The organism is Saccharopolyspora karakumensis (assembly GCF_004349225.1).
Classification (GTDB): Bacteria; Actinomycetota; Actinomycetes; order Mycobacteriales; family Pseudonocardiaceae; genus Saccharopolyspora; species Saccharopolyspora endophytica.
This window is the reverse complement of the sequence record NZ_SMLA01000001.1, coordinates 93,682-117,367: the sequence shown is the minus strand read 5'-3', so window position 1 is coordinate 117,367 and position 23,686 is coordinate 93,682. Positions and strand designations below refer to the sequence as shown.

Sequence of the window (23,686 nt, the reverse complement as noted above, 5' to 3'; positions counted from 1 at the left end):
CCGACGATGTCCTTTGACAACGCCTACGAGGCACTCATCGACGCGCACGACGATTCGCGCTGGGCATTCGGCAGCGGGTTCGAAGACCCGCTGGCAGGAGTCGACACCTCGGTTCCGTCCGGTGTGGACGGTTCGGATCTGGCCGCGTACTGCCTGATGCTGGGTGACGACGCGCTGGTCCTGTCGCATCGGTTGCAGCAGTGGTGCACCTTCGCCCCCGAACTCGAGGACGAGGTCGCCGTCGCCAACATCGGCCTGGACCTCCTGGGCCAGGCCAGGCTGCTGCTGGCCAGGGCCGGCAAGGCCGACGGCAGCGGACGTGGCGAGGACGACTACGCGTTCTTCCGCGACGAGGACCAGTTCCGCAACGTGCGGCTCGCAGAGCTCGAACGCGGCGACTTCGGGCAGCTCATCGCGGTGCTGCTGGTGCTGTCGACGTGGCGGCTCGCGCTGTTCCAGCGGCTCACGACCTCCGGAGACCCGGTGCTCGCCGCCATCGCCGACAAGGGCGTGAAGGAACTGACCTACCACCGCGACTACGCGGCTCAATGGGCGGTTCGCCTGGGTGATGGCACGGACTTCTCCCGTGAGCGCATGCGGGAGGCGTTGACCGCCGTGTGGCCTTACGTGGACGAGCTGTTCACCGCCCACGAGGTCGAGACCCGCCTGGTCGAATCCGGTATCGCGGTCGATCCTGCTGCGGTGCGCGAGGAGTTCGACGGCGTGCTCGCGCAGGTGTTCCAGGCCGCCACGCTGGAACGCCCTGACCTCCCGGGCAAGGCAGGAATCGCCGGCGGAACAGGCAGGCACGGTCGGCACACCGAAGCGATGGGGTATCTCGTCGCAGAGTTGCAGAGCGTGGCGCGCGCGCATCCGGAGGCGACGTGGTGACCGCCAGAGCCGTCGCGGAGACCGTCCGCGACCCCGAACTGCCGATGCTCACGCTCGCCGACCTCGGTGTGCTGCGCGAGGTGTCCGAACAGGACGGCGCGGTGAAGGTGTCCATCACACCCACCTACAGCGGTTGCCCGGCCATGGACACGATGCGAGACGACCTGGTCCACGCGTTGCAGGGAGCGGGGTTCTCCCGAGTCGAGGTGAGCACCGTGCTGCAGCCGTCGTGGAGCTCGGACTGGATCAGCGAGCAGGGCCGTCGCAAGCTCGCCGAAGCCGGCATCGCGCCACCTGGCGGTGTTGCCGCGCGCGGCCCCGGTCCGGTGCCGTTGTCGCTCCACCCGCCTGAGCGAAAGGTTCCCTGCCCGCGATGCGGCGAGCCGGACACCGAACTGCTGTCGGAGTTCGGAGCCACCGCGTGCAAGGCCATGCGCCGTTGCCGGTCGTGCGACGAACCGTTCGAACACGTCAAGGAGATCTGAGGTGACCGCGTCAACCAAGTCCCGGCTGCGGGGCGAATTCCACACGCTGACCGTCGCAGAGGTCAGCAGGCTGTGCGACGACGCCGTCGCGATCACCTTCTCCGTGCCCCCCGAGCTCGACGGCACCTACGACTTCCGGGCCGGTCAGTCGCTGACGTTGCGTCGCGTGATCGACGGTCGAGAAGAGCGGCGGTCGTACTCGATCTGCTCGGCTGAGGGGACCTCTCCGCGCATCGGGGTGCGTGAAGTCCCCGACGGGCTGTTCTCCACCTGGCTGGTCAACGAGGTTCGTCCCGGCGACGAGATCGAGGTGGGTGCGCCGACCGGGGCGTTCAGCCCGAAGTCGGTATCGGGTCATCACGTGCTGATCGGTGCCGGATCGGGAATCACCCCGCTGCTGTCGATCGCGGCGACGGTACTTCGGGACCCTTCAGCCACCGCGGCCGTCGTCTACGGCAACCGCCGCACCGACAGCGTGATGTTCGCCGACGAGCTCGCGGATCTGAAGGACCGGTACCCCGAGCGCTTGGAGCTGGTGCACGTGCTCTCCCGCGAACCGCGGGAGGCCGATCTGTTCACCGGGCGTCTCGACGAGGAGAAGCTGCGCGCGCTGATGGCGCTGGTGCCCGAGGTCGGTGACGTCGACGAGTGGTGGCTGTGCGGACCGTTCGGCATGGTCACCGGGGCGCAGCGGCTGCTGGGGGAACTCGGTGTGGCCGACCAGCGCATTCACCGGGAGTTGTTCTACGTCGACGACGTGCCCCCGGAACCTGTGAAGCACATCGACGCGGTGCCTTCGGGCGAGACCACTGAGGCCACCATCATTCTCGACGGTCGGCGCACGACCACCGCGTTGTCTCGGGAGACACCGGTTCTCGACGGTGCGCAGAAGGCGAGGCCCGACCTGCCGTTCGCCTGCAAGGGCGGTGTCTGCGGCACCTGCCGGGCGAAGGTCACCGAGGGGGAGGTCGACATGCGTCGGAATTTCGCTCTGGAAGAAGCGGAAGTGGCCGAAGGGTTCGTCCTGACCTGCCAGTCCGTCCCGGTCAGCGACGTGCTCACCGTCGACTTCGATTCCTGATCCCCTCCGGCGCGGAACGCGCTGAGAGCGGGCCGGTCGGGAGAAGATCCGCCTCTGAACGGACGGAACGTCGTTCAGAGGCGGATCTTTTTGTTCCGCGTGCGTTCAGAACTGCCGAGGTGCGGTGGCAACCAGCACCACGGCGCATCTCACGATGCGGAAAGTTGCAGCGCTGGGTTGTGGCAATAACTACAAATGGGTTCTTCTTTTCCCAATTGTCCTATACCAATCAGATGAATCACGTGATTCTCGCTGAATAAAGTCAATTCCGGACGAGAATTGCGCACGAGTAGAAGGATAGTTCGGGGGAGCGGTGTTTCAGTTCAGCGCGGTTGCGGCCGCTCTGTCATTGATCACGCCAGCGCCGACATTCCTCCTCGAGGAGCGCGGTGAACTGGTCCCGCCCACGAGGGCTGTCGCCCACGCGATGAAGAGCGGCGCGGCTGCGCTGGGCCTCACCTTCGGCCTGTTCCACGAGCAGGACGCCCCCGCGATCGGTGAGTCAAGGGCGTGGTGCTGTTCGCGCTGACCCTGGACTTCCCTGCTCGACCCGCCCGCCCCAGATCGGTTCGCTGCTGTCAGCACCATCGCGTGCGTCGACATCGACATGACCAGCGAGAAGCGGCTCGACACTTCGGCCGACGAACGCGACGCCGAGCGCCAGTCGAGGGATCCGAATCCGCGTCGGCAGTGGAAATCCGCCCTTGATCACAAGTCCGCGACGAAGAGGCGAGGCGAGGCCGCACACCGAGACCGCTCGGTGCGCGCTGACGCCCGCCCGAACTCGTCGCCGATAGGAGGAGGACCGCATGCCCGAATCCACAGACGCGCCCCGCCACGGGGAAAAGTCGCCGAAGGCTCCGATCGAGCGCCGCCGGCTCGGCGGCACCGAACGCAGACGCCACGGTCAGGAGGCCGAGAACCGTCCTCCCAGCTCCAGCCAAGAGCTCAGCAACGCTCACGCGGAACTCGTCGAAGAACCCGGCCCCAGGGTCAACTGGCGCGTCTTCATCATCGCTTCGGCCGTCGTCGTCGCCTTCTCGCTGTGGGCCATGCGCGTTCCCGGGCACGCCGCCAGCACCATGGAGATCGTGGTGGCCTGGATCGCGGAGAACCTCGGCTGGTTCTACGTGTTGACCGTCACCGTGGTGATCGCGTTCGTCCTCTGGGTCGCGTTGTCCAAGGAAGGCTCCGTCCGGCTCGGCCCCGACCATTCGCGCCCGCAGTACAAATTGTTCACCTGGGTGGCGATGCTGTTCGCCGCCGGTGTGGGCATCGACATGCTCTTCTACTCCGTCACCGGGCCCATCACCCAGTACATGGCGCCGCCGACGGGTGAGGGGAAGACGGCTGCCGCCGCGCAGGACGCCGTGGTCTGGACGATGTTCCACTACGGCGTGGCAGGCTGGGCCATGTACGCCCTGCTCGGCATGGCCATGGGCTACTTCGCCTACCGCTGGGGCATGCCGCTGTCGATCCGGGCCGCCCTGTACCCCCTTCTCGGCAAGCGCGTCCGCGGCGGGATCGGCGACACCATCGACATCGTCACCCTGGTCGGCACCGTCTTCGGCGTGGCCACCTCGATGGGCATCGGCGTCGTGCTGCTCAACGTCGGCTTCGCCCTGCTGTTCGGCCTCCCGGAGGGGCTGGCCCTGCAGATCGCGCTGGTGATCGTGGCCGTGATCATGACCGTCGCCGCCTGCACCTCGGGCTTGGACCGGGGGATCCGGCTGATCTCCGAGCTCAACATCTGGTTCGCCGCGGCCATGCTGCTCTACATCCTGGTGACCGGGCAGTCGGCGTTCCTGCTCAACGCCCTGGTGGGAAACATCGGCCGATTCGTCTCCACGCTGCCGGGGCGAACGTTGGAGACCTTCGCCTACCAGGAGGGCGGTTCCGAGTGGATGGCCGGATGGACCCTGTTCTTCTGGGCGTTCTGGCTGGCGTGGGGTCCGTTCGTGGGACTCTTCCTCGCCCGCATCTCCCGCGGTAGGACGCTGCGCGAGTTCGTCATCGCCGCCATCACCGCCCCGGTGCTCTGCGACTTCCTGATCGTGAGCATCTTCGGCAACAGCGCCATGCACCAGGTCCTCAACGGCAACGAGGAGTTCGCGCAGCTGGCCATGGACAGTCCTGAGAAGGGCTGGTTCGCGCTGCTCGAAATGTTCCCCGGCGCGAGCTTCCTGATCGGCCTGGGCACCCTGTCCGGATTGCTGTTCTACCTCACCAGCGCCAACTCCGGAGCCATGGTGATGTCCAACTTCTCCTCCTCGATCCCCACACCGTCGCAGGACGGGGCCAAGTGGCTGCGCATCTTCTGGGCGGTGCTCACCGCGGTGCTGACCATCGCGATGCTGGTGGCCGGCGGCGTCACGACCATGGAGCACGCGACCCTCATCTTCGCCCTGCCCGTGACGATCATCGCTTGGCTGGTCATGGCCTCCTTCTCCAAGGTCCTGCGCATGGAGCGGGCGGAGCGCGAAGGCCGGGCCCTGCACCGGAGGCCGACCGCGGTGCACGGCGGTTTCGCACCCGAGCGCACCTGGCGTCAGCGGCTGGAGCGGATGCGCTCGTACCCCTCGAAGAAGCAGGTGGCTCAGTTCCTGGAGGGCACCGTGCAGTCGGCTCTGGCCGACGTCGCCCGGGAGTTCGGGAAGCAGGGCTACCGGGCCACGCTGGAACTGCTCCCGAACGAGCAGGTCGGCATCGCCAGCCATGCCTTGGTGGTCAAGATTCCCGAGCACCGCGACTTCCACTACCAGGTGCGGGCCGTGGAGGTCCCGGTGCCGATGTTCGGTGGACGCATGTCCCGCCAGACCGACGTCTACTACCGGGTCGAGGTGTTCAGCCAGACCGGATCCGAGGGCTACGACCTCATGGGTCTGTCCCATCAGCAGGTGATCGACGACGTGCTTGATCGCTACGAGGCGCACCTGGGATTCCTCGCCTACACCACCGAGCACGACTACGCCTCGGTCCTCACGCCGCCGATCGTGGCCGACCCGGACGCCGTCTCGGTTGTGGTGGCGCCCGCAGAGCCGCAGGAGTCCGCCGAAAAGGACACGGCGGGCAGCGGTTCGAAGGTGTAGCAGCGTTCGACCGGACACCGGTGCCCGCAGCCCGGCGAACCTGCGGGCACCGGCCCGTCCGGACGACCTGAGCGGCGCGGTGAAATCTTCGCCGTCCGGTCTGATGCGACGGCCTTCATTCGGCCACTTCGGAACGGTGTTGTGGAAGGCCTACGTGGCCGAAGTGCGCGGGAGGTCGTGCACGCGCATTGCACACAACTATCGGCTGAGAGTGGCAAGGCGCGGACCGGCAGCGGCCGAAACGCAAAACCGCCCCTGACCTAGTTCTTGCTGGCCAGGGGCGGTTTTGCTTGTCCTTCTGATGCGCCCTCGACAGGATTCGAACCTGTGACACCTGCCTCCGGAGGGCAGTGCTCTATCCACTGAGCTACGAGGGCTCGTCGCTGCGGACGATCGATAGCTTATCGCACGCCGCACGCGTGTTTGGGACGGGGTCGGGTTCCTGCGGCGCGGCGGTGTTCATCTGGGAGTTGCCGGTGGATGGGTGCTTGGGAACCTTCCTGTCACGCACCCGGGCCGGGCGAGAGGTGATCTGGGTTGCAGGGCGCTTCCGTCTCACTCTCCAAATCATGCATACTTTGCTATGTATCTGGCCTGGATGTGAGGAGGCGAAGAGATGGGGCACGGTCATGGGCACGGATCCGCGGCGGATGCGGTCCACGCGTCCGGCCGCTACGTGACCAGGCTGTCCATCGCCTTCGGCGTGCTGCTCGCCTTCTTCGTGCTCGAGGCCGTCGTCGGGTGGCTGACGTCGTCGCTCGCCCTGCTGTCCGACGCGGGGCACATGCTCACCGACGTCCTGGGCGTGGGGATGGCGCTGGCCGCCATCACCGCCGCCCGACGTCCCGCGGGCAACAAGCGCACCTTCGGCCTCTACCGCGTCGAAGTGCTGGCCGCGCTGGCCAACGCCGTGCTGCTGTTCGGCGTCGCCGGCTACATCCTGTTCGAGTCCGTGGAGCGGTTCCGGCAGCCGCAGGAGGTCGCCGGCCTGCCGATGATGGTCACCGCGGCCGCCGGTCTGCTGGCCAACCTCGTCGTGTTCGCGCTGCTGCGCAAGGGTGCGGGCGAAAGCCTCAACGTGCGCGGCGCCTACCTGGAAGTCCTCGCCGACACCATCGGCTCGGCCGGCGTGCTCGTCGGCGGCTTCGTGACCTGGGCTTACGGCTGGTACCTCGCCGACCCGATCATCGCCGTCGGCGTCGGGCTCTTCGTCCTGCCCCGGACCTTCACGCTCGCGCGCCAAGCACTGCGAATCCTGGTGCAGCAGGCTCCCGAAGGCCTCGACGTGCAGGCGATGCGCAGCGATCTGGCCGCGCTGCCGTCGGTCACGGAGGTTCACGACCTGCACGTGTGGACGCTGACCTCGGGCATGGAGGTCGCCTCCGCCCACCTGACAGCAGGACCGGACGCCGACCACGGTGGTGTCCTCACCGCCGCGCAGCGGTTGCTGTCGGAGCGCTACCGGATCGAGCACGCGACCCTGCAGGTCGAGCCCGCCGAATGCGCTCGTCGCTGTCAGGAGCTGACCTGGTGAACAGCTTCGGGCCGCAGGTTCAGGGTGAGCGGAAGGTTCCCATGCTCACGCCAGCGGCTTCGCGCCGCGCTGGCTGAGCATGGTCTTCATCAGCTCCATCTCGCTGCCCTGGGAGCCGAGCATGTTCTTCGCCAGGGCGCGGACCGCGGGGACCGCGGCGTGCGTCGCGCCGTACTCGGCCATCGGAGCTCCACCCTCGTGGTGGCGCAGCATGAGCTGCAAGAAGTAGACGTCGAACTCCGGGCCCCGAAGTGTGCCGAGCCGGGAGAGCTCCTCGCTGGTGGCCATGCCCGGCATCAAGGCGCCACCGGACATCGGCATCGGCATCGGGCCGGCGCCGTGCTGGTGGCCACCCGTCTCGGACATCCACTGCATGACCGGTCCCGTCGCCTGGGCCGGCTGGTGCCAGATGCCCAACCAGCCCTGCATGCGGCCGATCTGGTCCCGCTGGTTGGTCTCGATGTCGAAGGCGAGCTGCCGGACGGCGACGTCGTCGGCGCGTTCCCGCGCCAGCGTCGCCATGGTCACCGCCTGCTGGTGGTGGACGCTCATGTCCTGCGAGAACCCGACGTCGACCGCCGTGGCCTCGGGTTCTGCGCTGTCGAAGGACGGCACCCGGATCAGCAGTCCGAGCGCCGCCCCCAACAGCAGCAGGGAGAACGCCGCCACGATGGCGACGATGACCTGCGAAACGCGTCGTGCCTGGGGCAACGGGCTCACTGGCCCATTTGGCCGGAGCCGGCGTTCGCGCCCTTGCCGTCCATGGTGACCGCATCCGGACCGGGCGGGCTCGCGTCGAACTTCGGCGGGTTGTTGGTGTCGAACGCACCCGGGTAGGCCTGGCAGGAACCGCCGACCTCGGGGTACACGCCGTTGTTATTCAGGCGCAGCGCGGTGATGAACTGGTCGATCCGCGGGTCGTCGGCGCTGTCGACCTTGAGCTGGTGACCCCAGGACTGCAGCGAGATCGGCTTGTCCAGGCCCGGGTACGGCGACAGCATCGTGTACGGCTTGCCCTGGGCGCGGACCTTGAGGCGGTCCAGACCGGCCTCGTCGACCTTGTCCGGGTTGTAGGCGATCCAGACCGCGCCGTGCTCCAGCGAGTGGACCATGTTCTCGGTGCGCACCGCCTGCGGGTAGACCACACCGGTGCAGTCGGCCCAGACGCCGTCGTGCGGGCCGCCGAACGGCGGGTTCTTGTCGTAGGTCACGCGCTGGCTCGGGGTGACGTGCTGCTGACCCTTGTAGTCAGCGGTGATGACCCCGGGGATGTTCTTCGACGGGTCCGGGTTCTGCGGCGACGGCTTGAACGCCTCGGTGGCCTTCTCCGCGGCTGCCTGCGCATCGCGCGTCGCAGCCTGATCGGACCACCGGGTGTAGGCGTATCCGAAGATCACCGCCGCGAACACCGCGACCACCGTCACCCCGGAGACCAGCATCCACGGGATGGACCGTTGGTTCACCACGGCGGCGCCGCGCACCGCTTTGTTCTTAGCCATGCTGCTCGCAAACCTCGTCTCGCCAGAACCGGGGGACAGCGCCCGCCAGTGTAGAGATTGCCCGTGTGGCGGTGTGCCGATAGGCAAATGCTCGCCACCACACGTTCTCACACACAGACAACGCTTCGATCACGCCCCGTGGTCGCCTCGCGCGCGGCGCGCAATCCCGCTGGGTCGAACGGCCCTCATCGAGTCCACGGAGTGGGCGGCACCCGGCGTCTGAACTGGGTGGAAGGATCCCTAAACTCCACAGGGTGACTCCTGCCGCGCTCGCTGAACTGGTCCGCAACACCGCCGTCGACGTGCTCTCCGCCCGTGGGCTGGACACCTCGGTGCTGCCTGAGACGGTCACCGTCGAGCGCCCGCGAAACCCGGAGCACGGTGACTACGCGACCAACATCGCGATGCAGGTCGCCAAGAAGGCGGGGGTTGCCCCGCGCGACCTCGCCACCTGGCTCGCCGAGGCGCTGACCAGCCAGGACGCCATCGATGTGGCCGACGTCGCCGGCCCCGGCTTCCTGAACCTGCGGCTCGCGCCCGACGCCCAGGCCCAGATCGTGCGCGAGGCGCTGGGCAGCGGCGCCGAGTACGGCAAGGGCGACCTCTACGACGGCCTGAAGGTGAACCTGGAGTTCGTCTCGGCCAACCCGACCGGCCCCATCCACCTCGGCGGCACCCGCTGGGCGGCCGCGGGCGACGCGCTGGGACGGGTGCTCTCCGCTCAGGGCGCCGAGGTGACCCGCGAGTACTACTTCAACGACGCCGGTGCGCAGATCGACCGCTTCGTCCGGTCCCTCATCGCCGGTGCCAAGGGCGAGCCCGCGCCGGAGGACGGCTACGGCGGCGGCTACATCGGCGAGATCGCCGACCAGGTCCTCAAGGCCGAGCCGGGCGTGCTGGAACAGCCCGAGGACGAGCGGAACGAGACCTTCCGCCGCGTCGGCGTCGGGTTGATGTTCGAGGAGATCAAGCAGAGCCTGAACGACTTCGGCACGGTCTTCGACGTCTACTTCCACGAGGACTCGCTGCACATCTCCGGTCAGGTCGAGACCTGCGTCGAGCAGCTCAAGGCCTCCGATCACCTCTACTACACCGACGGCGCCTGGTGGCTGCGCTCCACCGAGTACGGCGACGACAAGGACCGGGTCGTCATCAAGAGCGACGGCGCTCCGGCCTACATCGCCGGCGACATCGCCTACCTGCGCGACAAGCGGTCCCGCGGCTTCGACCTGTGCATCTACATGCTGGGTGCCGACCACCACGGCTACATCGCCCGGCTCAAGGCGGCCGCCGCGGCGCTCGGCGACGATCCCTCCGTGGTCGAGGTGCTGATCGGCCAGATGGTGAACCTGATGCGCGACGGCAAACCGGTCCGCATGAGCAAGCGCAACGGCACCGTGGTCACCCTCGAGGACCTCGTCGAGGCCGTGGGCGTGGATGCGGCGCGCTACTCGCTGATCCGCTCGTCGGTGGACTCCGCCGTGGACATCGATCTGGACCTGATCAGCAAGCGCACCAACGAGAACCCGGTCTTCTACGTGCAGTACGCGCACGCCCGGTTGTCGTCGTTGCAGCGCAACGCCACCTCCCTGGGCATCGAGCGGGGATCCGTGGAGAATGCCGACCTGTCGCTGCTCACCCACGAACGTGAGGGCGACCTGATCCGCACCCTGGGCGAGTTCCCCCGCGTGGTGCGCTCGGCCGCCCAGCTGCGCGAACCGCACCGGGTGGCTCGTTACCTGGAGGACGTGGCCAGCGCGTACCACAAGTTCTACGACGCGTGCCGCGTGCTGCAGCCCGGTGACGACCAGGCCAACCCGCTGACCATCGCCCGGCTGCAGCTGTGCGAGGCCACCCGCCAGGTGCTGGCCAACGGTCTGGGCCTGCTCGGCGTGAGCGCGCCGGAACAGATGTAATCGCAGGCGGACGGCTTGCCCTCGACGAGGAGGGTGCCGTGCTGCCTGATCTCACCGCCTGTCCAGCGGCAGGCTGCGCGAAGGAGCTTTGTCAACATGCGCGCCCATCCCGCCGGGCCACGGCACGCCGATGTCGTGCCACCCGGCAACACCGCAGGACCGTCTCCGGCGAGTTCCGGGGAGATCGATCAGCTGCACCCCCTGGTGTGGCCGCGCAACAGCGAGCGCGGCGCTGACGGCGTCGTCCGCGTCGCCGGCCTGGACGTGCGGGAGCTCGCCGAGCAGTACGGCACGCCGCTGTTCGTGCTCGACGAGGACGACTTCCGGTCCCGAGCCCGCGACTACGCCCAGGCCTTCGGCGACCCGGCGGCCGTGCACTACGCCTCCAAGGCGTTCCTGTGCACCGAGGTGGCCCGCTGGGTCGCCGAGGAGGGGCTGAGCCTGGACGTGTGCAGCGGCGGCGAGCTCGCCGTGGCGCTGCGCGCGGGCTTCCCGGCTGAGCGCATCACGTTCCACGGCAACAACAAGTCCGTCGCCGAACTGACCGCCGCCGTGGAGGCCGGGGTCGGTTCGGTGGTGCTTGACTCGTTCCACGAGATCGCCCGGCTCGACCACATCGCCACCCAGCGCGGCGCTCGGCAGCGGGTGCTGGTGCGGGTCACCGTCGGCGTCGAGGCGCACACCCACGAGTTCATCGCCACCGCGCACGAGGACCAGAAGTTCGGTTTCTCGCTGGCCGCGGGGCAGGCCGCCGAAGCGGTGGCCCGGGTGCTCAAGGCCGATTCGCTGGAGCTGGCCGGTCTGCACAGCCACATCGGTTCGCAGATCTTCGAGGTGGACGGTTTCGAGCTGGCCGCGCACCGGGTGGTGCGGCTGCTGGCCGAGCTGCGCGAGGAGCACGGCGAGGACGCGCTGGCCTCGGTCGACACCGTGGACCTCGGTGGCGGGCTGGGCATCGCCTACACCCCGGACGACGACCCGATGCCTCCGTCGCAGCTGGCCACCCGGCTGTTCGAGATCGTGGGCAAGGAAGCCGACAACGCCGGTCTTCCGGTTCCCAAGATCGCGGTGGAGCCGGGGCGCGCCATCGTCGGTCCGAGCATGATCACCGTCTACGAGGTGGGCACGATCAAGGACGTCGCGCTGGGAGCCGACGTCGAGCGCCGTTACGTCAGCGTTGACGGCGGGATGAGCGACAACATCCGCACCTCGCTCTACGACGCGGTCTACGACAGCCGATTGGTGTCGCGTTCGGCCGAAGCCGAGCCGGTTCTGTCCCGCATCGTGGGCAAGCACTGTGAATCCGGTGACGTAGTGGTGCGCGATTGCTGGCTTCCAGAGGACATTGCTCCGGGAGACCTGCTCGCGGTGGCCGCCACCGGGGCGTACTGCTACGTGATGGCCAGCAACTACAACCGCCTGCCCAAGCCGCCGGTGGTTGCGGTTCGCGCTGGTCAAGCGCGATTGTTGCTGCGCAGGGAGACCGAGGACGACCTGCTCCGGCTGGAGGTGTGAGTGATCCGGGACCGTGAACCGATCAGGGTCGCGCTGTTGGGCTGCGGCACCGTGGGCACCGAGGTGCTGCGGCTGCTGCAGGATCAACCGGAGGAATTCGCGGCGCGCACGGGGGCCCCGATGCTGGTCACCGGCGTCGCGGTGCGGCGCCCGCACAAGCATCCCGAGGTGCCCGAGAACCTGCTGACCACCGATGCCCAGGCGTTGGTGGAGGGTGACGTCGATGTCGTCGTCGAGCTCATCGGCGGCATCGAGCCGGCCCGATCGCTGCTGCTCACCGCGCTGCGTTCGGGCAAGTCGGTGGTCACGGCGAACAAGGCGCTGCTGGCCGAGCACGGCTCGGAGCTGTACGCGGCTGCCGACGAGGCGGGCACCGACATCTACTTCGAGGCCGCCGTGGCGGGAGCCATTCCGCTGCTGCGCCCGCTGCGCGAGTCGTTGGCCGGTGACCGGATCAACCGGGTCATGGGCATCGTCAACGGCACGACGAACTACATCCTGTCGGCGATGGATTCCACCGGCGCCGGCTACTCGGAGACCCTCGACGAGGCCGGGCGCCTGGGTTACGCCGAGGCGGACCCGACGGCGGACGTCGACGGCTTCGACGCCGCGGCGAAGGCCGCCATCCTCGCGTCGCTGGCCTTCCACACCCGCGTGACGGCCAGTGATGTGCACCGAGAGGGGATCTCGGCGGTCACTCCGGGCGACATCGCGGCGGCGGCGACCCTCGATCGCACGGTGAAGCTGCTGGCGATCTGCGAGCGGGTGATCGACGAGGACGGCACCGAGTCGGTGTCGGCGCGCGTGCACCCGGCGATGATCCCGCGCAGCCACCCGCTGGCCGGTGTGGGCGGGGCGTTCAACGCGGTGTTCGTGGAGGCCGAGGCCGCCGGTCAGCTCATGTTCTACGGGCAGGGCGCCGGGGGTGCTCCTACGGCGAGCGCGGTGCTGGGAGACCTCGTGGCGGTCGCCCGCAACCTGGTCGTCAAGGGCAAGGGCCCGCGGGAGTCCGCGCACGCCCAGCTGCCGGTCCAGCCGATGGGCAAGACCCCGACCCGCTACCACATCAGTCTCGACGTGGCCGACAAACCTGGTGTGCTCTCGCAGGTCGCGGCGACGTTCAACGAGCACGATGTGAGCATTTCGGTGGTGCGTCAGCAGGGCAGAGGTGCCGAGGCCAGCCTCGTGGTGGTCACGCACACCGCCCCCGACGCGGCACTTTCGTCCACAGTGGACAAGATCGCGCAGCTCCCGATTGTGCGCGAAGTGGTCAGCGTGATGCGCGTGGAAGGTGAACCGACGTGACGAACATCCAGAGTGCTCCGCCGCGGTCCGGGGCAGGGTGGCCGGGCCTGATCGAGGCCTACCGGGACCGGGTGGAGGTTCCCGAGGGGGCGCACGTCGTGACCCTGCAGGAGGGCAACACCCCGCTGGTTCCGGCGCCGTACCTGTCCGAGCAGACGGGCTGCACCGTCTACCTGAAGGTCGAGGGCGCCAACCCGACCGGTTCGTTCAAGGACCGCGGCATGACGGTGGCCATGACCCACGCGCTCGCCGAGGGCAGCAAGGCCGTCATCTGCGCCTCCACCGGCAACACCTCGGCCTCGGCCGCGGCCTACGCCGCCCGCGCGGGACTGACCTCCGCGGTGCTGGTGCCCCGGGGCAAGATCGCGCTGGGCAAGCTCGCCCAGGCCGTGGTGCACGGCGCCAAGATCCTGCAGGTGCAGGGCAACTTCGACGACTGCCTGGAGCTGGCCCGCAAGACCGCCGCGGAGCACCCGGTCACGCTGGTCAACTCGGTCAACCCGGTCCGCTTGGAGGGCCAGAAGACCGCGTCGTTCGAGATCTGCGACGTGCTGGGCCGCGCCCCTGACATCCACTGCCTGCCGGTCGGCAACGCCGGCAACATCACGGCCTACTGGAAGGGCTACACCGAGTACCACCGCGACGGGATCACCGATTCGCTGCCGCGGATGTTCGGTTTCCAGGCCGCGGGCGCCGCGCCGCTGGTGCACGGGCAGCCGGTCGCCGAGCCCGAGACGATCGCGACCGCGATCCGCGTCGGCAGCCCGGCTTCCTGGCAGGGCGCGGTCAAGGCCAAGGACGCCTCGAACGGCCTGTTCTCGGCGGTGACGGACGAGGAGATCCTCAACGCCTACCGGGTGCTCGCGGGCCGGGAGGGCGTGTTCGTCGAGCCCGCATCGGCTTCGAGCGTGGCGGGCCTGCTGGCCAGTTCCGCCGACGGAAGCCTGCCGAAGGGCTCCGTCGTCGTCTGCACCGTCACCGGTCACGGGCTGAAGGACCCCGACACCGCCCTGGCGGGCATGGTCGAGGTCGAGCCGCTGCCGGTCGACCCGAGCGCGGTCGCCGACGCCCTGGAGCTGCGTTGAGCGCGCTCCCGGCGCGGACGATCCGGGTCGAGGTTCCCGCGTCGACGGCGAACCTCGGCTCCGGATTCGACGCGCTGGGCATGGCGTTGTCGTTGCACGACACGGTCTTCGCGCGCGTGGTCGACGGCCCGCCCGGCACCGCGACGGTGTCGGTGGCCGGGCAGGGCGCCGGGTTGCTGCCCGGGGATGAGCGGCACCTCGTCGTCCGGGTCGTGCACGACACCTTGGCGGAGCTGGGGATCGCGGACCTGCCCGCGCTCGATCTGCACTGCGAGAACAACATTCCGCATTCCCGGGGCTTGGGTTCCTCCGCGGCCGCGATCGTCGCCGGTATCGCCGTCGCGCACGGCCTGGCGGGAATCGACCTGCGGGCAGCGGAGAACGTCGAACGCGCGCTGCACCTGGCGGCGGTGCGCGAGGGGCACGCCGACAACGTGGCGGCGAGCATGCTCGGAGATTTCGTCCTCGCCTGGCGGGAATCCGATCGCTTCCGCGCGGTGAGCGTGCCGGCGCATCCGGACGTGTCGCCGGTCGCCTTTGTGCCACAAGGGGAATCGGCGACGCACGTGACGCGCGGGCTGCTGCCGGAGCGGGTTCCGCACGCCGACGCCGCGTTCGCGGCAGGTCGTGCGGCGCTCGCCGTGCACGCGCTCACCAGGGACCCGTCGCTGCTGCTGGCCGCGACCGATGACCGGCTGCACCAGGACTACCGCGAACCGGCGTGGCCGGAGACCGTCGCGCTGGTGCGCGCGCTGCGAGCGGAGGGGATCGCGGCGGCCGTGTCCGGCGCGGGCCCGACCGTGCTGGCGTTCCCGAGCAAGGACGCGAACGCGCACGAGGCGGCTCTGAGCGGGTTCAAGGCGCTGGACCTTCCGGTCGATCGCGAAGGCGTCCGAACGCACGTCGAAGGCTGATTCCGCGCGTTGGTCATCTCGTGTTGAACCGCCGTCCCCGGACTGTGCGCTGAGCGGAAATGCGCAGTTCACCGCCCCCGGGCGCGGCGGTTTCGCGTGAAGTGGTAGAAAGGAAGTGTCGCCGACGAGCCGGCTGTGCGAGGCGCCGGAGGGAACTAGGCGGACCTGATCTTCGAGCTCGGGGATCGCGCCCGCTTCCGGGGGCCTTCGTTTCGCTGAATGTCGACGGCACGATCTGCAAGGGCGCCACACGCCCAGGGGGTTGTTGCACCCGAACTACGGGGCGTCTACCCTCAAGGTCAATCAGTCACCGCGCCTAGGGCCGGTGCCGTGCCCGGAACATCGTTTTCCGGGGCGCATCTCCCGCTGTGAATTGGACTCCGCCGGACACGGGCGAAGATCAACTTAGGCGGGTCTGGCGACCGCGGTGACCGAGGCAGGAGTTGTCAACTCAAAGTGAGTTCGCTTCGGGATCATCGGCGCCAATCCGTTGCCGATGTCGGGGTGGGGGCCTTAAGTTCCACGGTGTGGCCTCCCAAGGCGACCATGACGCCGACCCGGGTCCTGAAGTTTCCCGGTCCACCACCGGGGCAATCCGAGAGTCGGGGATTCCTGGAATGAGGCGGCAGGACGTGCATCGGCACGTGTGGATCGGAGTGGATGCGTCGCACATGGACCACGCGAGCCGGGTGCCTCCCACTGCCCGGTGCTGCTGGTTCCCCGAGCCAACGTCGAAGTCGGTAATGCTGCGTCCGAGGGGCGAATCCGACCGGCGAAAGGGCTGGTAGCACATACCGGCCGTCCGCACTCAAACGAGCGGGCGGGCAATCCGCTGGGTCGCGTAGGAGGCGCGGTCCGGTCAGGAAGGACATTCGTGAGCAACACCGAACTGTTGAGCAGCGAGGCCGCCAACGGCACCTCATCTGCTGGCCAGCAGGACGCCGAGGCCAACGGCACTCCGCGGCGACGCGGCGGACTCTCCGGCATGGTTCTTGCCGAGCTGCGCCAACTCGCGGGGGAACTGGGGATCGAGACCGGGGGCCTCCGCAAGGGCGACCTGATCGCCGCCATCAAGGAGAAGCAGGGCGGCGGCAGCACTGCGCCGCGAACCCGCTCGACCGCGAAGAAGGCGCAGGTGCGCAGCGAAGAATCCCCTGCCAAGGGAAGTCAGCCGACCCTCGACAGCACCAGCAACGAGGGTGACAACGCCTCGCGCGACACCGCGGCCGAGCCGAACAACAACGGCTCCGCCCCCACGCGCACCCGCACCCGGCGGCAGTCCGGCGACAGCGGCGGTGACGACGACAATCGTCGCGGCAACAACCGCCGTCGCCGTTCCAACGGGCGCAACAACGCGGGCACCGAGTCGGGCGGTGCCGACGACCAGCGCGGCGGCGGCAACGCCGAGCGCAAGTCCGAGAACAACCGGCAGGACCGGGACAACAACCGCCAGGACCGGCAGGACCGGGACGGCAACCGTCAGGACCGCCAGGACCGGGACAACCGGCAGGACGATGACGACGAGGGCGCTCGCCGGGGCCGAGGTGGCCGTCGCTTCCGCGACCGCCGCCGCAACCGCGGTCGCGGCGAAGGCGGTGAGCCGGAGGTCCGCGAGGACGACGTCCTGCTGCCCGTCGCCGGCATCCTCGACGTGCTGGAGAACTACGCCTTCGTGCGCACCTCCGGCTACCTGGCCGGCCCGAACGACGTCTACGTCTCGCTGTCGCTGGTGCGCAAGTACGGCCTGCGCCGCGGCGACGCGATCAAGGGCGTCATCAAGCAGCCTCGCGAGGGCGAGCAGCAGCGGCAGAAGTTCAACCCGCTGGTGCGGGTGGACTCCATCAACGGCCTGGAGCCGGACGCGGCCAAGAGCCGCTCCGAGTTCCACAAGCTGACGCCGCTGTACCCGAACGAGCGGCTGCGCCTGGAGACCGAGCCCCAGAACCTGACCGGCCGGATCATCGACCTGGTCATGCCCGTCGGCAAGGGACAGCGCGCGCTGATCGTCTCGCCGCCCAAGGCCGGTAAGACGATGGTGCTGCAGGCGATCGCCAACGCGATCACCACGAACAACCCCGAGTGCCACCTGATGGTCGTCCTGGCGGACGAGCGTCCGGAAGAGGTCACCGACATGCAGCGCTCGGTCAAGGGTGAGGTCATCGCCTCCACCTTCGACCGCCCGCCGTCGGACCACACCACGGTCGCCGAGCTGTCCATCGAGCGCGCCAAGCGCCTGGTGGAGATGGGCCACGACGTCGTCGTGCTGCTGGACTCGATCACCCGTCTGGGCCGCGCCTACAACCTGGCGGCCCCGGCGTCCGGGCGAATCCTGTCCGGAGGTGTCGACTCCACCGCCCTGTACCCGCCGAAGCGGTTCCTGGGCGCGGCTCGAAACATCGAGAACGGCGGCTCGCTGACCATCTTCGCCACGGCGCTGGTGGAGACCGGTTCGACCATGGACACGGTCATCTTCGAGGAGTTCAAGGGCACCGGTAACGCGGAGCTCAAGCTGGACCGCAAGCTCTCCGACAAGCGGCTGTTCCCGGCGGTCGACGTGGACTCCTCCAGCACCCGCAAGGACGAGATCCTGCTGTCCTCGGACGAGCTGGCCGTCACGCACAAGCTGCGCCGGGTGCTCTCCGCCCTCGACGCGCAGCAGGCTCTGGAACTCCTGCAGGACCGGCTGCGCAAGTCGCGCACCAACATCGAGTTCCTGATGCAGGTCGCCAAGACCACCCCGGGCAAGGACGACGACTGATCGTCCCCACCCGGAAAGCAGGGCCAGCACCCGAGTGGTGCGGGCCCTGCTTTTTTGTGCGTGGGAAGTGACAGGAAGGTTCCCTTGCGCAGGTCTGCTCAGTGGAGCGGTGGCAGGAAGGTTCCCTTGTGCGGGTTCGGCTCAGCGGGACGGTGACAGAAAGGTTCCCTTGCTCGCCGGTGCGCGAGGCGCTCACGAGGTGAGGTAGTCGGCCTCGTCGCGCGCATCGGCGTTGCGCATCAGCATCATCGCGAGGAGGACCGCTGCGATCGGACCGATGATCAAGGCGGCGCCGATCGGCAGCGTGAGGGCGTCCAGGGCGATCGCGCACGCGACCATCGCCAGGGGGTAGGCGATGCGCAGGCTCAGCCGCTGCCAGCGGAAGCGCCACTGCACCTGGTCGGCGCTGAACAGCGCCAGCCCGGCGGCGAAGCCGAACAGCAGCGGTGCCGACAGCGACAGCTCGCTCTGCAGGGTCGGCTCGCGCTGCAAGGCCAGCAGGTCGATCAGCGCGGCGACGCCGGTGGCGCTGCCCAAGAAGAGCAGAGGAAGGGACACCCACGACCGGATCGTGAGTTTCCCCAGCACAGCGCAGAACAACACCCGCAAATGATGAACGGTGTTCACGGGGTTGTGCATCTCGGGTGCGCGGGGTCTCGGCGGGCGGTTGCTCTGCTGCGCCGGGCGGTCGCACCGGTGCGACGAACGGCTCCGGGAATACTCCTCCGAACACCTGCGTTGCAGGTCGCGTGCCGTGGTCTGGCACAATTGAAGGCTGGTTCCGGTCCCGGTTCACCACGCTGCGATGGGCGCGTGGACCCGGCGGCCAAGTTGAGAGGAAAAGCCGTTGAAGAGTGGCATTCACCCCGAGTACGTGGTGACGCAGGTCAACTGCGGTTGTGGCAACAGCTTCACCACCCACAGCACCCGCAAGAGCGGTCAGATCACCGTTGAGGTCTGCTCGAACTGCCACCCGTTCTACACGGGCAAGCAGAAGATCCTGGACACCGGTGGCCGCGTGGCCCGCTTCGAGGCCCGTTACGGCAAGCGCAAGAAGTAGCTGCGCCGACGGCGCCCGCTCTCCGCATCACGCGTGAGGGCGGGCGCCGTCTTTGCGTGAGGGCCGTCTCGACCGGGACGGCTTCGTCCCACTTCAAGCCGTCAGGAAAAGGGTCGCCCCGTGGAGACATCGAAGCTCGAAGGTTTGCTGGCCGAGTACGACGATCTGGAGAAGCGGCTGGCCGACCCGAGCGTGCACGTCGACCAGGCGAACGCCCGCAAGCTCGGCCGCCGCTACGCCGAGCTGACCCCCATCGTGCGCACCTCGCGCGAGCTGGACGAGATCCGCTCCGATCTGGAGACCGCGCAGGAGCTCGCCACCGAGGACGAGGGATTCGCCGAGGAGGCCGAGCGGCTCGCCGAGCGCGTCCCCGAGCTGGAGGACAAGCTCACCGAGCTGCTGCTGCCGCGCGACCCGCACGACGGCTCCGACGTGGTGCTGGAGGTCAAGTCCGGTGAGGGCGGCGAGGAGTCCGCGCTGTTCGCCGGTGACCTGCTGCGCATGTACCTGCGCTTCGCCGAGCGCCGCGGCTGGCGCGCCGAGGTCCTCGACGCCACCGAATCCGATCTCGGCGGCTACAAGGACGCCACTGTCGCGCTCAAGGCCAAGGCCGGCGACAACAGCCCCGACGGCGTGTGGTCGAAGATGAAGTTCGAAGGTGGCGTGCACCGCGTGCAGCGCGTGCCGGTCACCGAGTCCCAGGGCCGCGTGCACACCTCCGCGGCCGGTGTCCTGGTTTACCCCGAACCTGAAGAGGTCGAGGTCGAGGTCGACGAGAAGGACCTGCGCATCGACGTGTACCGGTCCTCCGGGCCGGGTGGGCAGAGCGTGAACACCACGGACTCGGCGGTGCGCATCACCCACCTGCCGACGGGCATCGTGGTGTCCTGCCAGAACGAGAAGTCGCAGCTGCAGAACAAGCTGCGCGCCATCCAGGTGCTCAAGGCCCGGCTGCAGGCGGCGGCCGAGGAGGAGGCGGAGCGCGAGGCGTCGGAGACCCGTCGCAGCCAGGTCCGCACGGTGGACCGCTCGGAGCGCATCCGCACCTACAACTTCCCGGAGAACCGGATTTCGGACCACCGGGTCAACTACAAGGCCTACAACCTCGACCACGTTCTCGACGGCGACCTGGACGCGGTGCTCGACGCGCTGCTCGCTGCCGATCGCAACGAGCGCCTTGCGCTCTAAGCTGACCGACGTGACCCGACAGCCACTGCGCTTGGCAATCCTGGAGGCCGAGCGCACTCTTGCGGCGGCGGGCGTGGGTAGTCCGCGCGCCGACGCCGAGCTGCTCGCCGCGCATCTGCTCGGCGTCGAGCGCACGAAGCTCATGATGGTTCCGCTCGTCGACCCACCGGTCGTGGAGGCCCTGCAGGAGCTGGTGGGCCAGCGCGCCGCGCGCGTCCCGCTGCAGCACCTGACCGGCCGCGCCCACTTGGGCGGCGTGGATCTGGAGGTCGGGCCCGGCGTGTTCGTGCCCCGCCCGGAGACCGAGCTGCTGGTCGAGTGGGGCGTTCGTGTCGTGGACGGCGTCGAGCGGCCCACGATCGTCGACCTGTGCTCGGGTTCGGGAGCGCTCGCCCTCGCGTTCGCGCACGCCCGCCCGGACGCCTGCGTGCACGCGGTCGAGAAGGACCCGTCTGCCCTGTCGTGGGCCCGCCGCAACGCGGGTCTGCGGTCGGAGGCGGGGGACACCCCGATCGGCCTCTACTCCGGCGATGTCACCGACCCCATGTTGTTCATGGAGTTGGAGGGCCTGGTCGACCTGGTCGTCTGCAACCCGCCGTACGTCCCGGACGGAACCCCGGTCCCGCCGGAGGTCCGCAACCACGACCCGCACGAGGCCGTCTTCGGCGGCCGGGACGGACTCGACGTCGTCCGCCACGTGGTGGCCTGCGCGGCCCGGCTGCTCAAACCGGGCGGCGGTGTGGCGATCGAGCACGACGACACCCACGGCGGCTCGGTGCCCGCGCTGCTGCGCGCCCGCAGGGTCCTGACCGAGGTCCAGGAACACCCGGACCTCGCCGGCCGCCCCCGGTTCGCCACCGCCCGCCGCACCCACCCGGAGTGACAGGAAGGTTCCCTTCCTCGCGATGAGAAGGGCTCCTGCCCGTCGGGAACGGATTCCCGGTGACGGACAGGGGCCTGTGGTGAGCGGAAGGTTCCCTTGCTCAGGTCGTCGGCTTGTCGCCGGAGTCCTGGGAATCGTCCTTCTTCGGCTTCTCGTCGTCCTCGGTGGTGGTGTCCGAGGACTTCTCGGTGGACTCGTCGGTTTCGGTTTCCGGCTCTTCGTCCGCGGCCGGGGTCGCCGGTTCCGAGCCGACCTTCAGGAAGCGCGTCGGTGCGTCGGTGGTGGCCTTCTTCTCAGCGTCAGCCTCAGCGCCGGTGGTCTCGACGCTGTCGTCGGCAGGCTTCTTCTCCGCGGAGTCGGCGTCGTCGGTCTTCTCCGCCGCCGATTCGCCCTCCGCCGATTCGGTCTTCTCGGCCGGTTCTGGCTCCGCCGACTTGGTCTCCTCGGCCGGCTTCGCCTCCGCTGACTCGGTTTTCTCCGAGTCCGCGGACTCGGCCGTTCCGGCGGTGTCCTCGGTGGACTCGTCGGGTTCCGGGGCGGCGCTGACCGCTCCGACCTTCAGCAGCTTGGTCGGGGAGTCGACGCTCTCGTCCTTCGCGGCGGGGGAATCCTCGGTGCCGGGGGAATCCGCGGACTCGCCAGGCTTGGGGACCTTCAGCCGGTGCGTCGGGGCCTCCGCGCTCTCATCGCGCTGCGCCGGGTCGCTGGTTCCCTTCTGCGGGACGATCGCCTGGGTGTTGACGGCGTTGACGAACTCGCGGAGCAGCGCGTTGAACTCGGTGGGGCGTTCGCGGTTGGGCCAGTGGCCCGCCTGCGGCATGACCCGCAGCTGCGCGCCCGGGATGGCGCCCGCCACTTCCTGGGCGGAGGCGACCGGGACCAGGGCGTCCTCCTCCCCGTGGATCACCGTGACCGGGCAGGTGATCCGGTTGAGCTGGGGGAGGTGGTTGATGGTCATCGAGCGGCGGTTGATCGCGTCGGCGTGCCAGTCGGCGAAGACCGAGCGGCGGACGGCGGCTTCGGCGCTGACCTCGTCGACGATGGACTCCAGGTCCCGCACCGAGGAGGCGTCGGCGAAGAACACCTTGTTCAACGCGAAGCGCGCCAGGGAGCGGTTGCTGCGCAGCAGCGTGGCGGCCATCCGGCCGCTGAACCCGGTGCGCATCAGCAGGTAGGTGGCCAGGTGGTGCGGCATGCGCTGCTGCATCCCGGTGCTGTCGACCAGGGCGAGCGCGCGCACCCGCTGGGGGTGCCGCAGCGTGAAACCGGTCGCGATGCTGCCGCCCATCGACAGGCCGACCAGGGTGGCCTGCGGGATCCGCCAGGCGTCGAGCAGCCAGCGCAGGACCTCCTCGAAGGTGCGCTGGTTGCCTCGTCCGCGCCACTCGGTGCTGCCGCCCTGGCCGGGCAGGTCGGGGGCGTAGACGCGGTGGTCGGCGGCCAGAACGCCGATGGTGTTCCGCCAGCTCAGCAGGGCGTTGTCGGGTCCGCCGCCGTGCAGCAGGACGATCGGTGGTCCCTCGGTTCCCGCCTTGTAGTAGCGGACCTTGCCGGCCGGGAATTCGATCTGGTCGACCTCGACACCCTGGGGTGGGGCGGTCATCAGTGTTCTCCTCATTTCCGTGCTTCGTCGGTGCCCGTGTCCGGCAGACGCGTGGGAGGTCGGGCTCGTTTCGTGTCCACGGCCACACCCGAATGGATCTCGGGCCGATGCCCCGGTGTTACTCGCCAGGATGCTCCTAGATGGTGATCTGCTGCACCACCTGAAGGGGTCTCGGCGTGGCGTGCCAGGATGCGAGGAGTGAGCACCGTTTTTGACTGCAGCAGTCCGGACAAGCGCACGGCGGGATTGGCCGCCGCGGCGAACGCGGTCCGCGCCGGCGGGCTCGTCGTGCTGCCGACCGACACCGTCTACGGCATCGGCGCCGACGCCTTCGACGCCGAGGCCGTGCGTTCGCTCCTGGCGGCGAAGGGGCGGGGCCCGGACATGCCCGTTCCGGTCCTCGTGGGGTCCTGGTCCACTGTGGATGGGCTGGTGATGTCGGTTCCGGAGCAGGCCCGCGCGCTCATCGAGGCGTTCTGGCCGGGTGGGCTGTCCCTGGTGCTGCCGCAGGCACCGTCACTGAACTGGAACCTGGGCGAGACCCGGGGCACCGTGAACCTGCGGATGCCGCTGCACCCGGTCGCGCTGGACCTGCTGCGCGAGGTCGGCCCGATGGCCGTCTCCAGCGCCAACCACACTGGTCAGCCGCCCGCCACCAACGCCGAGGAAGCCGAGGCGCAGCTGGGCGACCGCGTGCAGGTGTACCTCGACGGCGGTCCTTCGGGGGAGGCGGTGGCCTCGACCATCGTCGATCTCACCCAGGGGACTCCTCGGGTGCTGCGCGACGGCGCTGTGAGCAGGGCGGAGTTGTCCGACGTGCTCGGTGTGGAGATCGAAGCGGACCGGTGAGAGGTCCCGGCACCGGGATCGATAGCGTTAC

General features: G+C 68.9%; 19 protein-coding genes and 1 tRNA gene. 15 read left to right on the top strand and 5 right to left on the bottom strand.

The annotated features are described in order from the left end of the window. Nucleotides 1–6 precede the first annotated feature (6 nt). The 4 genes from paaC to betT all read left to right on the top strand — a co-directional run bounded on the left by paaC (nucleotide 7) and on the right by betT (nucleotide 5,546). Nucleotides 7–891: a 1,2-phenylacetyl-CoA epoxidase subunit PaaC gene (paaC, locus tag E1202_RS00570; RefSeq protein ID WP_132680280.1), complete on the top strand. Its 885-nt coding sequence runs from the start codon at nucleotides 7–9 to the stop codon at nucleotides 889–891. Further along, nucleotides 885–1,376, top strand: a complete 492-nt coding sequence (gene paaD / locus E1202_RS00565) for a 1,2-phenylacetyl-CoA epoxidase subunit PaaD (RefSeq protein ID WP_132680279.1) — start codon at nucleotides 885–887, stop codon at nucleotides 1,374–1,376. Before paaC ends, paaD begins: the two co-directional genes overlap by 7 nt. Before the next feature lies 1 nt (nucleotide 1,377). Beyond that, nucleotides 1,378–2,457, top strand: a complete 1,080-nt coding sequence (gene paaE, locus E1202_RS00560; RefSeq protein WP_132680278.1) for a 1,2-phenylacetyl-CoA epoxidase subunit PaaE — start codon at nucleotides 1,378–1,380, stop codon at nucleotides 2,455–2,457. A gap of 809 nt (nucleotides 2,458–3,266) precedes the next feature. Further along, nucleotides 3,267–5,546, top strand: coding sequence for a choline BCCT transporter BetT (gene betT, locus E1202_RS00555; protein ID WP_132680277.1), 2,280 nt, complete (start codon nucleotides 3,267–3,269; stop codon nucleotides 5,544–5,546). A gap of 304 nt (nucleotides 5,547–5,850) precedes the next feature. Here betT and E1202_RS00550 read toward each other — a convergent pair. Beyond that, a tRNA-Arg gene (locus tag E1202_RS00550) sits at nucleotides 5,851–5,923 on the bottom strand. 239 nt (nucleotides 5,924–6,162) lie between these two features. Here E1202_RS00550 and E1202_RS00545 point away from each other — a divergent pair. Next, nucleotides 6,163–7,080, top strand: a complete 918-nt coding sequence (locus tag E1202_RS00545) for a cation diffusion facilitator family transporter (protein ID WP_132680276.1) — start codon at nucleotides 6,163–6,165, stop codon at nucleotides 7,078–7,080. Nucleotides 7,081–7,125: 45 nt separating this feature from the next. On the opposite strand, the gene E1202_RS00540 is transcribed toward E1202_RS00545, so the two are convergent. Then, nucleotides 7,126–7,800 carry a DUF305 domain-containing protein gene (locus E1202_RS00540; protein ID WP_132680275.1) on the bottom strand — a complete coding sequence of 225 codons (675 nt, stop codon included), beginning with the start codon at nucleotides 7,798–7,800 and terminating at the stop codon, nucleotides 7,126–7,128. Beyond that, a complete protein-coding gene (locus E1202_RS00535; protein WP_132680274.1) occupies nucleotides 7,797–8,579 on the bottom strand; it encodes a DUF3105 domain-containing protein in 783 nt (260 codons plus the stop codon). The genes E1202_RS00540 and E1202_RS00535 overlap by 4 nt, the downstream gene beginning before the upstream one ends. 254 nt (nucleotides 8,580–8,833) lie before the next feature. On the opposite strand from E1202_RS00535, the gene argS reads away from it, so the two are divergent. From argS to rho, 6 genes are all read left to right on the top strand, one after another. Beyond that, on the top strand, nucleotides 8,834–10,495 hold the full coding sequence (gene argS / locus E1202_RS00530; protein ID WP_132680273.1) for an arginine--tRNA ligase: 1,662 nt from the start codon (nucleotides 8,834–8,836) through the stop codon (nucleotides 10,493–10,495). A 96-nt stretch (nucleotides 10,496–10,591) separates the two neighbouring features. Next, entirely contained in the window at nucleotides 10,592–12,010 is a 1,419-nt protein-coding gene (gene lysA, locus E1202_RS00525) for a diaminopimelate decarboxylase (protein WP_132680272.1), read from the top strand. Continuing rightward, nucleotides 12,011–13,315, top strand: a complete 1,305-nt coding sequence (locus E1202_RS00520; RefSeq protein WP_132672370.1) for a homoserine dehydrogenase — start codon at nucleotides 12,011–12,013, stop codon at nucleotides 13,313–13,315. Then, nucleotides 13,312–14,400, top strand: a complete 1,089-nt coding sequence (gene thrC / locus E1202_RS00515) for a threonine synthase (RefSeq protein ID WP_207918408.1) — start codon at nucleotides 13,312–13,314, stop codon at nucleotides 14,398–14,400. The genes E1202_RS00520 and thrC overlap by 4 nt, the downstream gene beginning before the upstream one ends. After that, a complete protein-coding gene (gene thrB, locus E1202_RS00510) occupies nucleotides 14,397–15,314 on the top strand; it encodes a homoserine kinase (RefSeq protein WP_132680271.1) in 918 nt (305 codons plus the stop codon). The genes thrC and thrB overlap by 4 nt, the downstream gene beginning before the upstream one ends. Before the next feature lie 874 nt (nucleotides 15,315–16,188). After that, a complete protein-coding gene (gene rho, locus E1202_RS00505) occupies nucleotides 16,189–18,072 on the top strand; it encodes a transcription termination factor Rho (protein ID WP_132680270.1) in 1,884 nt (627 codons plus the stop codon). A gap of 192 nt (nucleotides 18,073–18,264) precedes the next feature. Here rho and E1202_RS00500 read toward each other — a convergent pair whose 3' ends face one another. After that, complete coding sequence (locus E1202_RS00500; protein ID WP_235877482.1) at nucleotides 18,265–18,630, bottom strand: hypothetical protein; 366 nt, start codon at nucleotides 18,628–18,630, stop codon at nucleotides 18,265–18,267. A gap of 289 nt (nucleotides 18,631–18,919) precedes the next feature. Between E1202_RS00500 and rpmE the strand changes: the two genes are divergently transcribed. From rpmE to prmC, 3 genes are all read left to right on the top strand, one after another. Continuing rightward, nucleotides 18,920–19,132 (top strand): 50S ribosomal protein L31, encoded by a 213-nt coding sequence (gene rpmE / locus E1202_RS00495; protein WP_093413636.1) that lies wholly within the window; start codon nucleotides 18,920–18,922, stop codon nucleotides 19,130–19,132. Nucleotides 19,133–19,252: 120 nt separating this feature from the next. Then, the gene (prfA, locus tag E1202_RS00490; RefSeq protein ID WP_132680268.1) at nucleotides 19,253–20,320 is read left to right on the top strand and encodes a peptide chain release factor 1; all 1,068 of its coding nucleotides are present in this window, start codon (nucleotides 19,253–19,255) and stop codon (nucleotides 20,318–20,320) included. Nucleotides 20,321–20,330: 10 nt separating this feature from the next. Beyond that, the gene (gene prmC / locus E1202_RS00485; RefSeq protein WP_132680267.1) at nucleotides 20,331–21,203 is read left to right on the top strand and encodes a peptide chain release factor N(5)-glutamine methyltransferase; all 873 of its coding nucleotides are present in this window, start codon (nucleotides 20,331–20,333) and stop codon (nucleotides 21,201–21,203) included. A 100-nt stretch (nucleotides 21,204–21,303) separates the two neighbouring features. On the opposite strand, the gene E1202_RS31665 is transcribed toward prmC, so the two are convergent. Further along, nucleotides 21,304–22,806, bottom strand: coding sequence for an alpha/beta fold hydrolase (locus E1202_RS31665; RefSeq protein ID WP_132680266.1), 1,503 nt, complete (start codon nucleotides 22,804–22,806; stop codon nucleotides 21,304–21,306). Nucleotides 22,807–23,004: 198 nt separating this feature from the next. On the opposite strand from E1202_RS31665, the gene E1202_RS00475 reads away from it, so the two are divergent. Continuing rightward, nucleotides 23,005–23,655, top strand: a complete 651-nt coding sequence (locus E1202_RS00475; protein ID WP_132680265.1) for an L-threonylcarbamoyladenylate synthase — start codon at nucleotides 23,005–23,007, stop codon at nucleotides 23,653–23,655. Nucleotides 23,656–23,686 lie beyond the last annotated feature (31 nt).

What these genes read in the sequence shown, in the direction of transcription:
- paaC (WP_132680280.1), top strand. Translation starts at nt 7, where the DNA reads ATGTCCTTTGACAACGCCTACGAGGCACTCATCGACGCGCACGACGAT.
- betT (WP_132680277.1), top strand. Translation starts at nt 3,267, where the DNA reads ATGCCCGAATCCACAGACGCGCCCCGCCACGGGGAAAAGTCGCCGAAG.
- E1202_RS00545 (WP_132680276.1), top strand. Translation starts at nt 6,163, where the DNA reads ATGGGGCACGGTCATGGGCACGGATCCGCGGCGGATGCGGTCCACGCG.
- E1202_RS00535 (WP_132680274.1), bottom strand. Translation starts at nt 8,579, where the DNA reads ATGGCTAAGAACAAAGCGGTGCGCGGCGCCGCCGTGGTGAACCAACGG.
- lysA (WP_132680272.1), top strand. Translation starts at nt 10,592, where the DNA reads ATGCGCGCCCATCCCGCCGGGCCACGGCACGCCGATGTCGTGCCACCC.
- E1202_RS31665 (WP_132680266.1), bottom strand. Translation starts at nt 22,806, where the DNA reads ATGACCGCCCCACCCCAGGGTGTCGAGGTCGACCAGATCGAATTCCCG.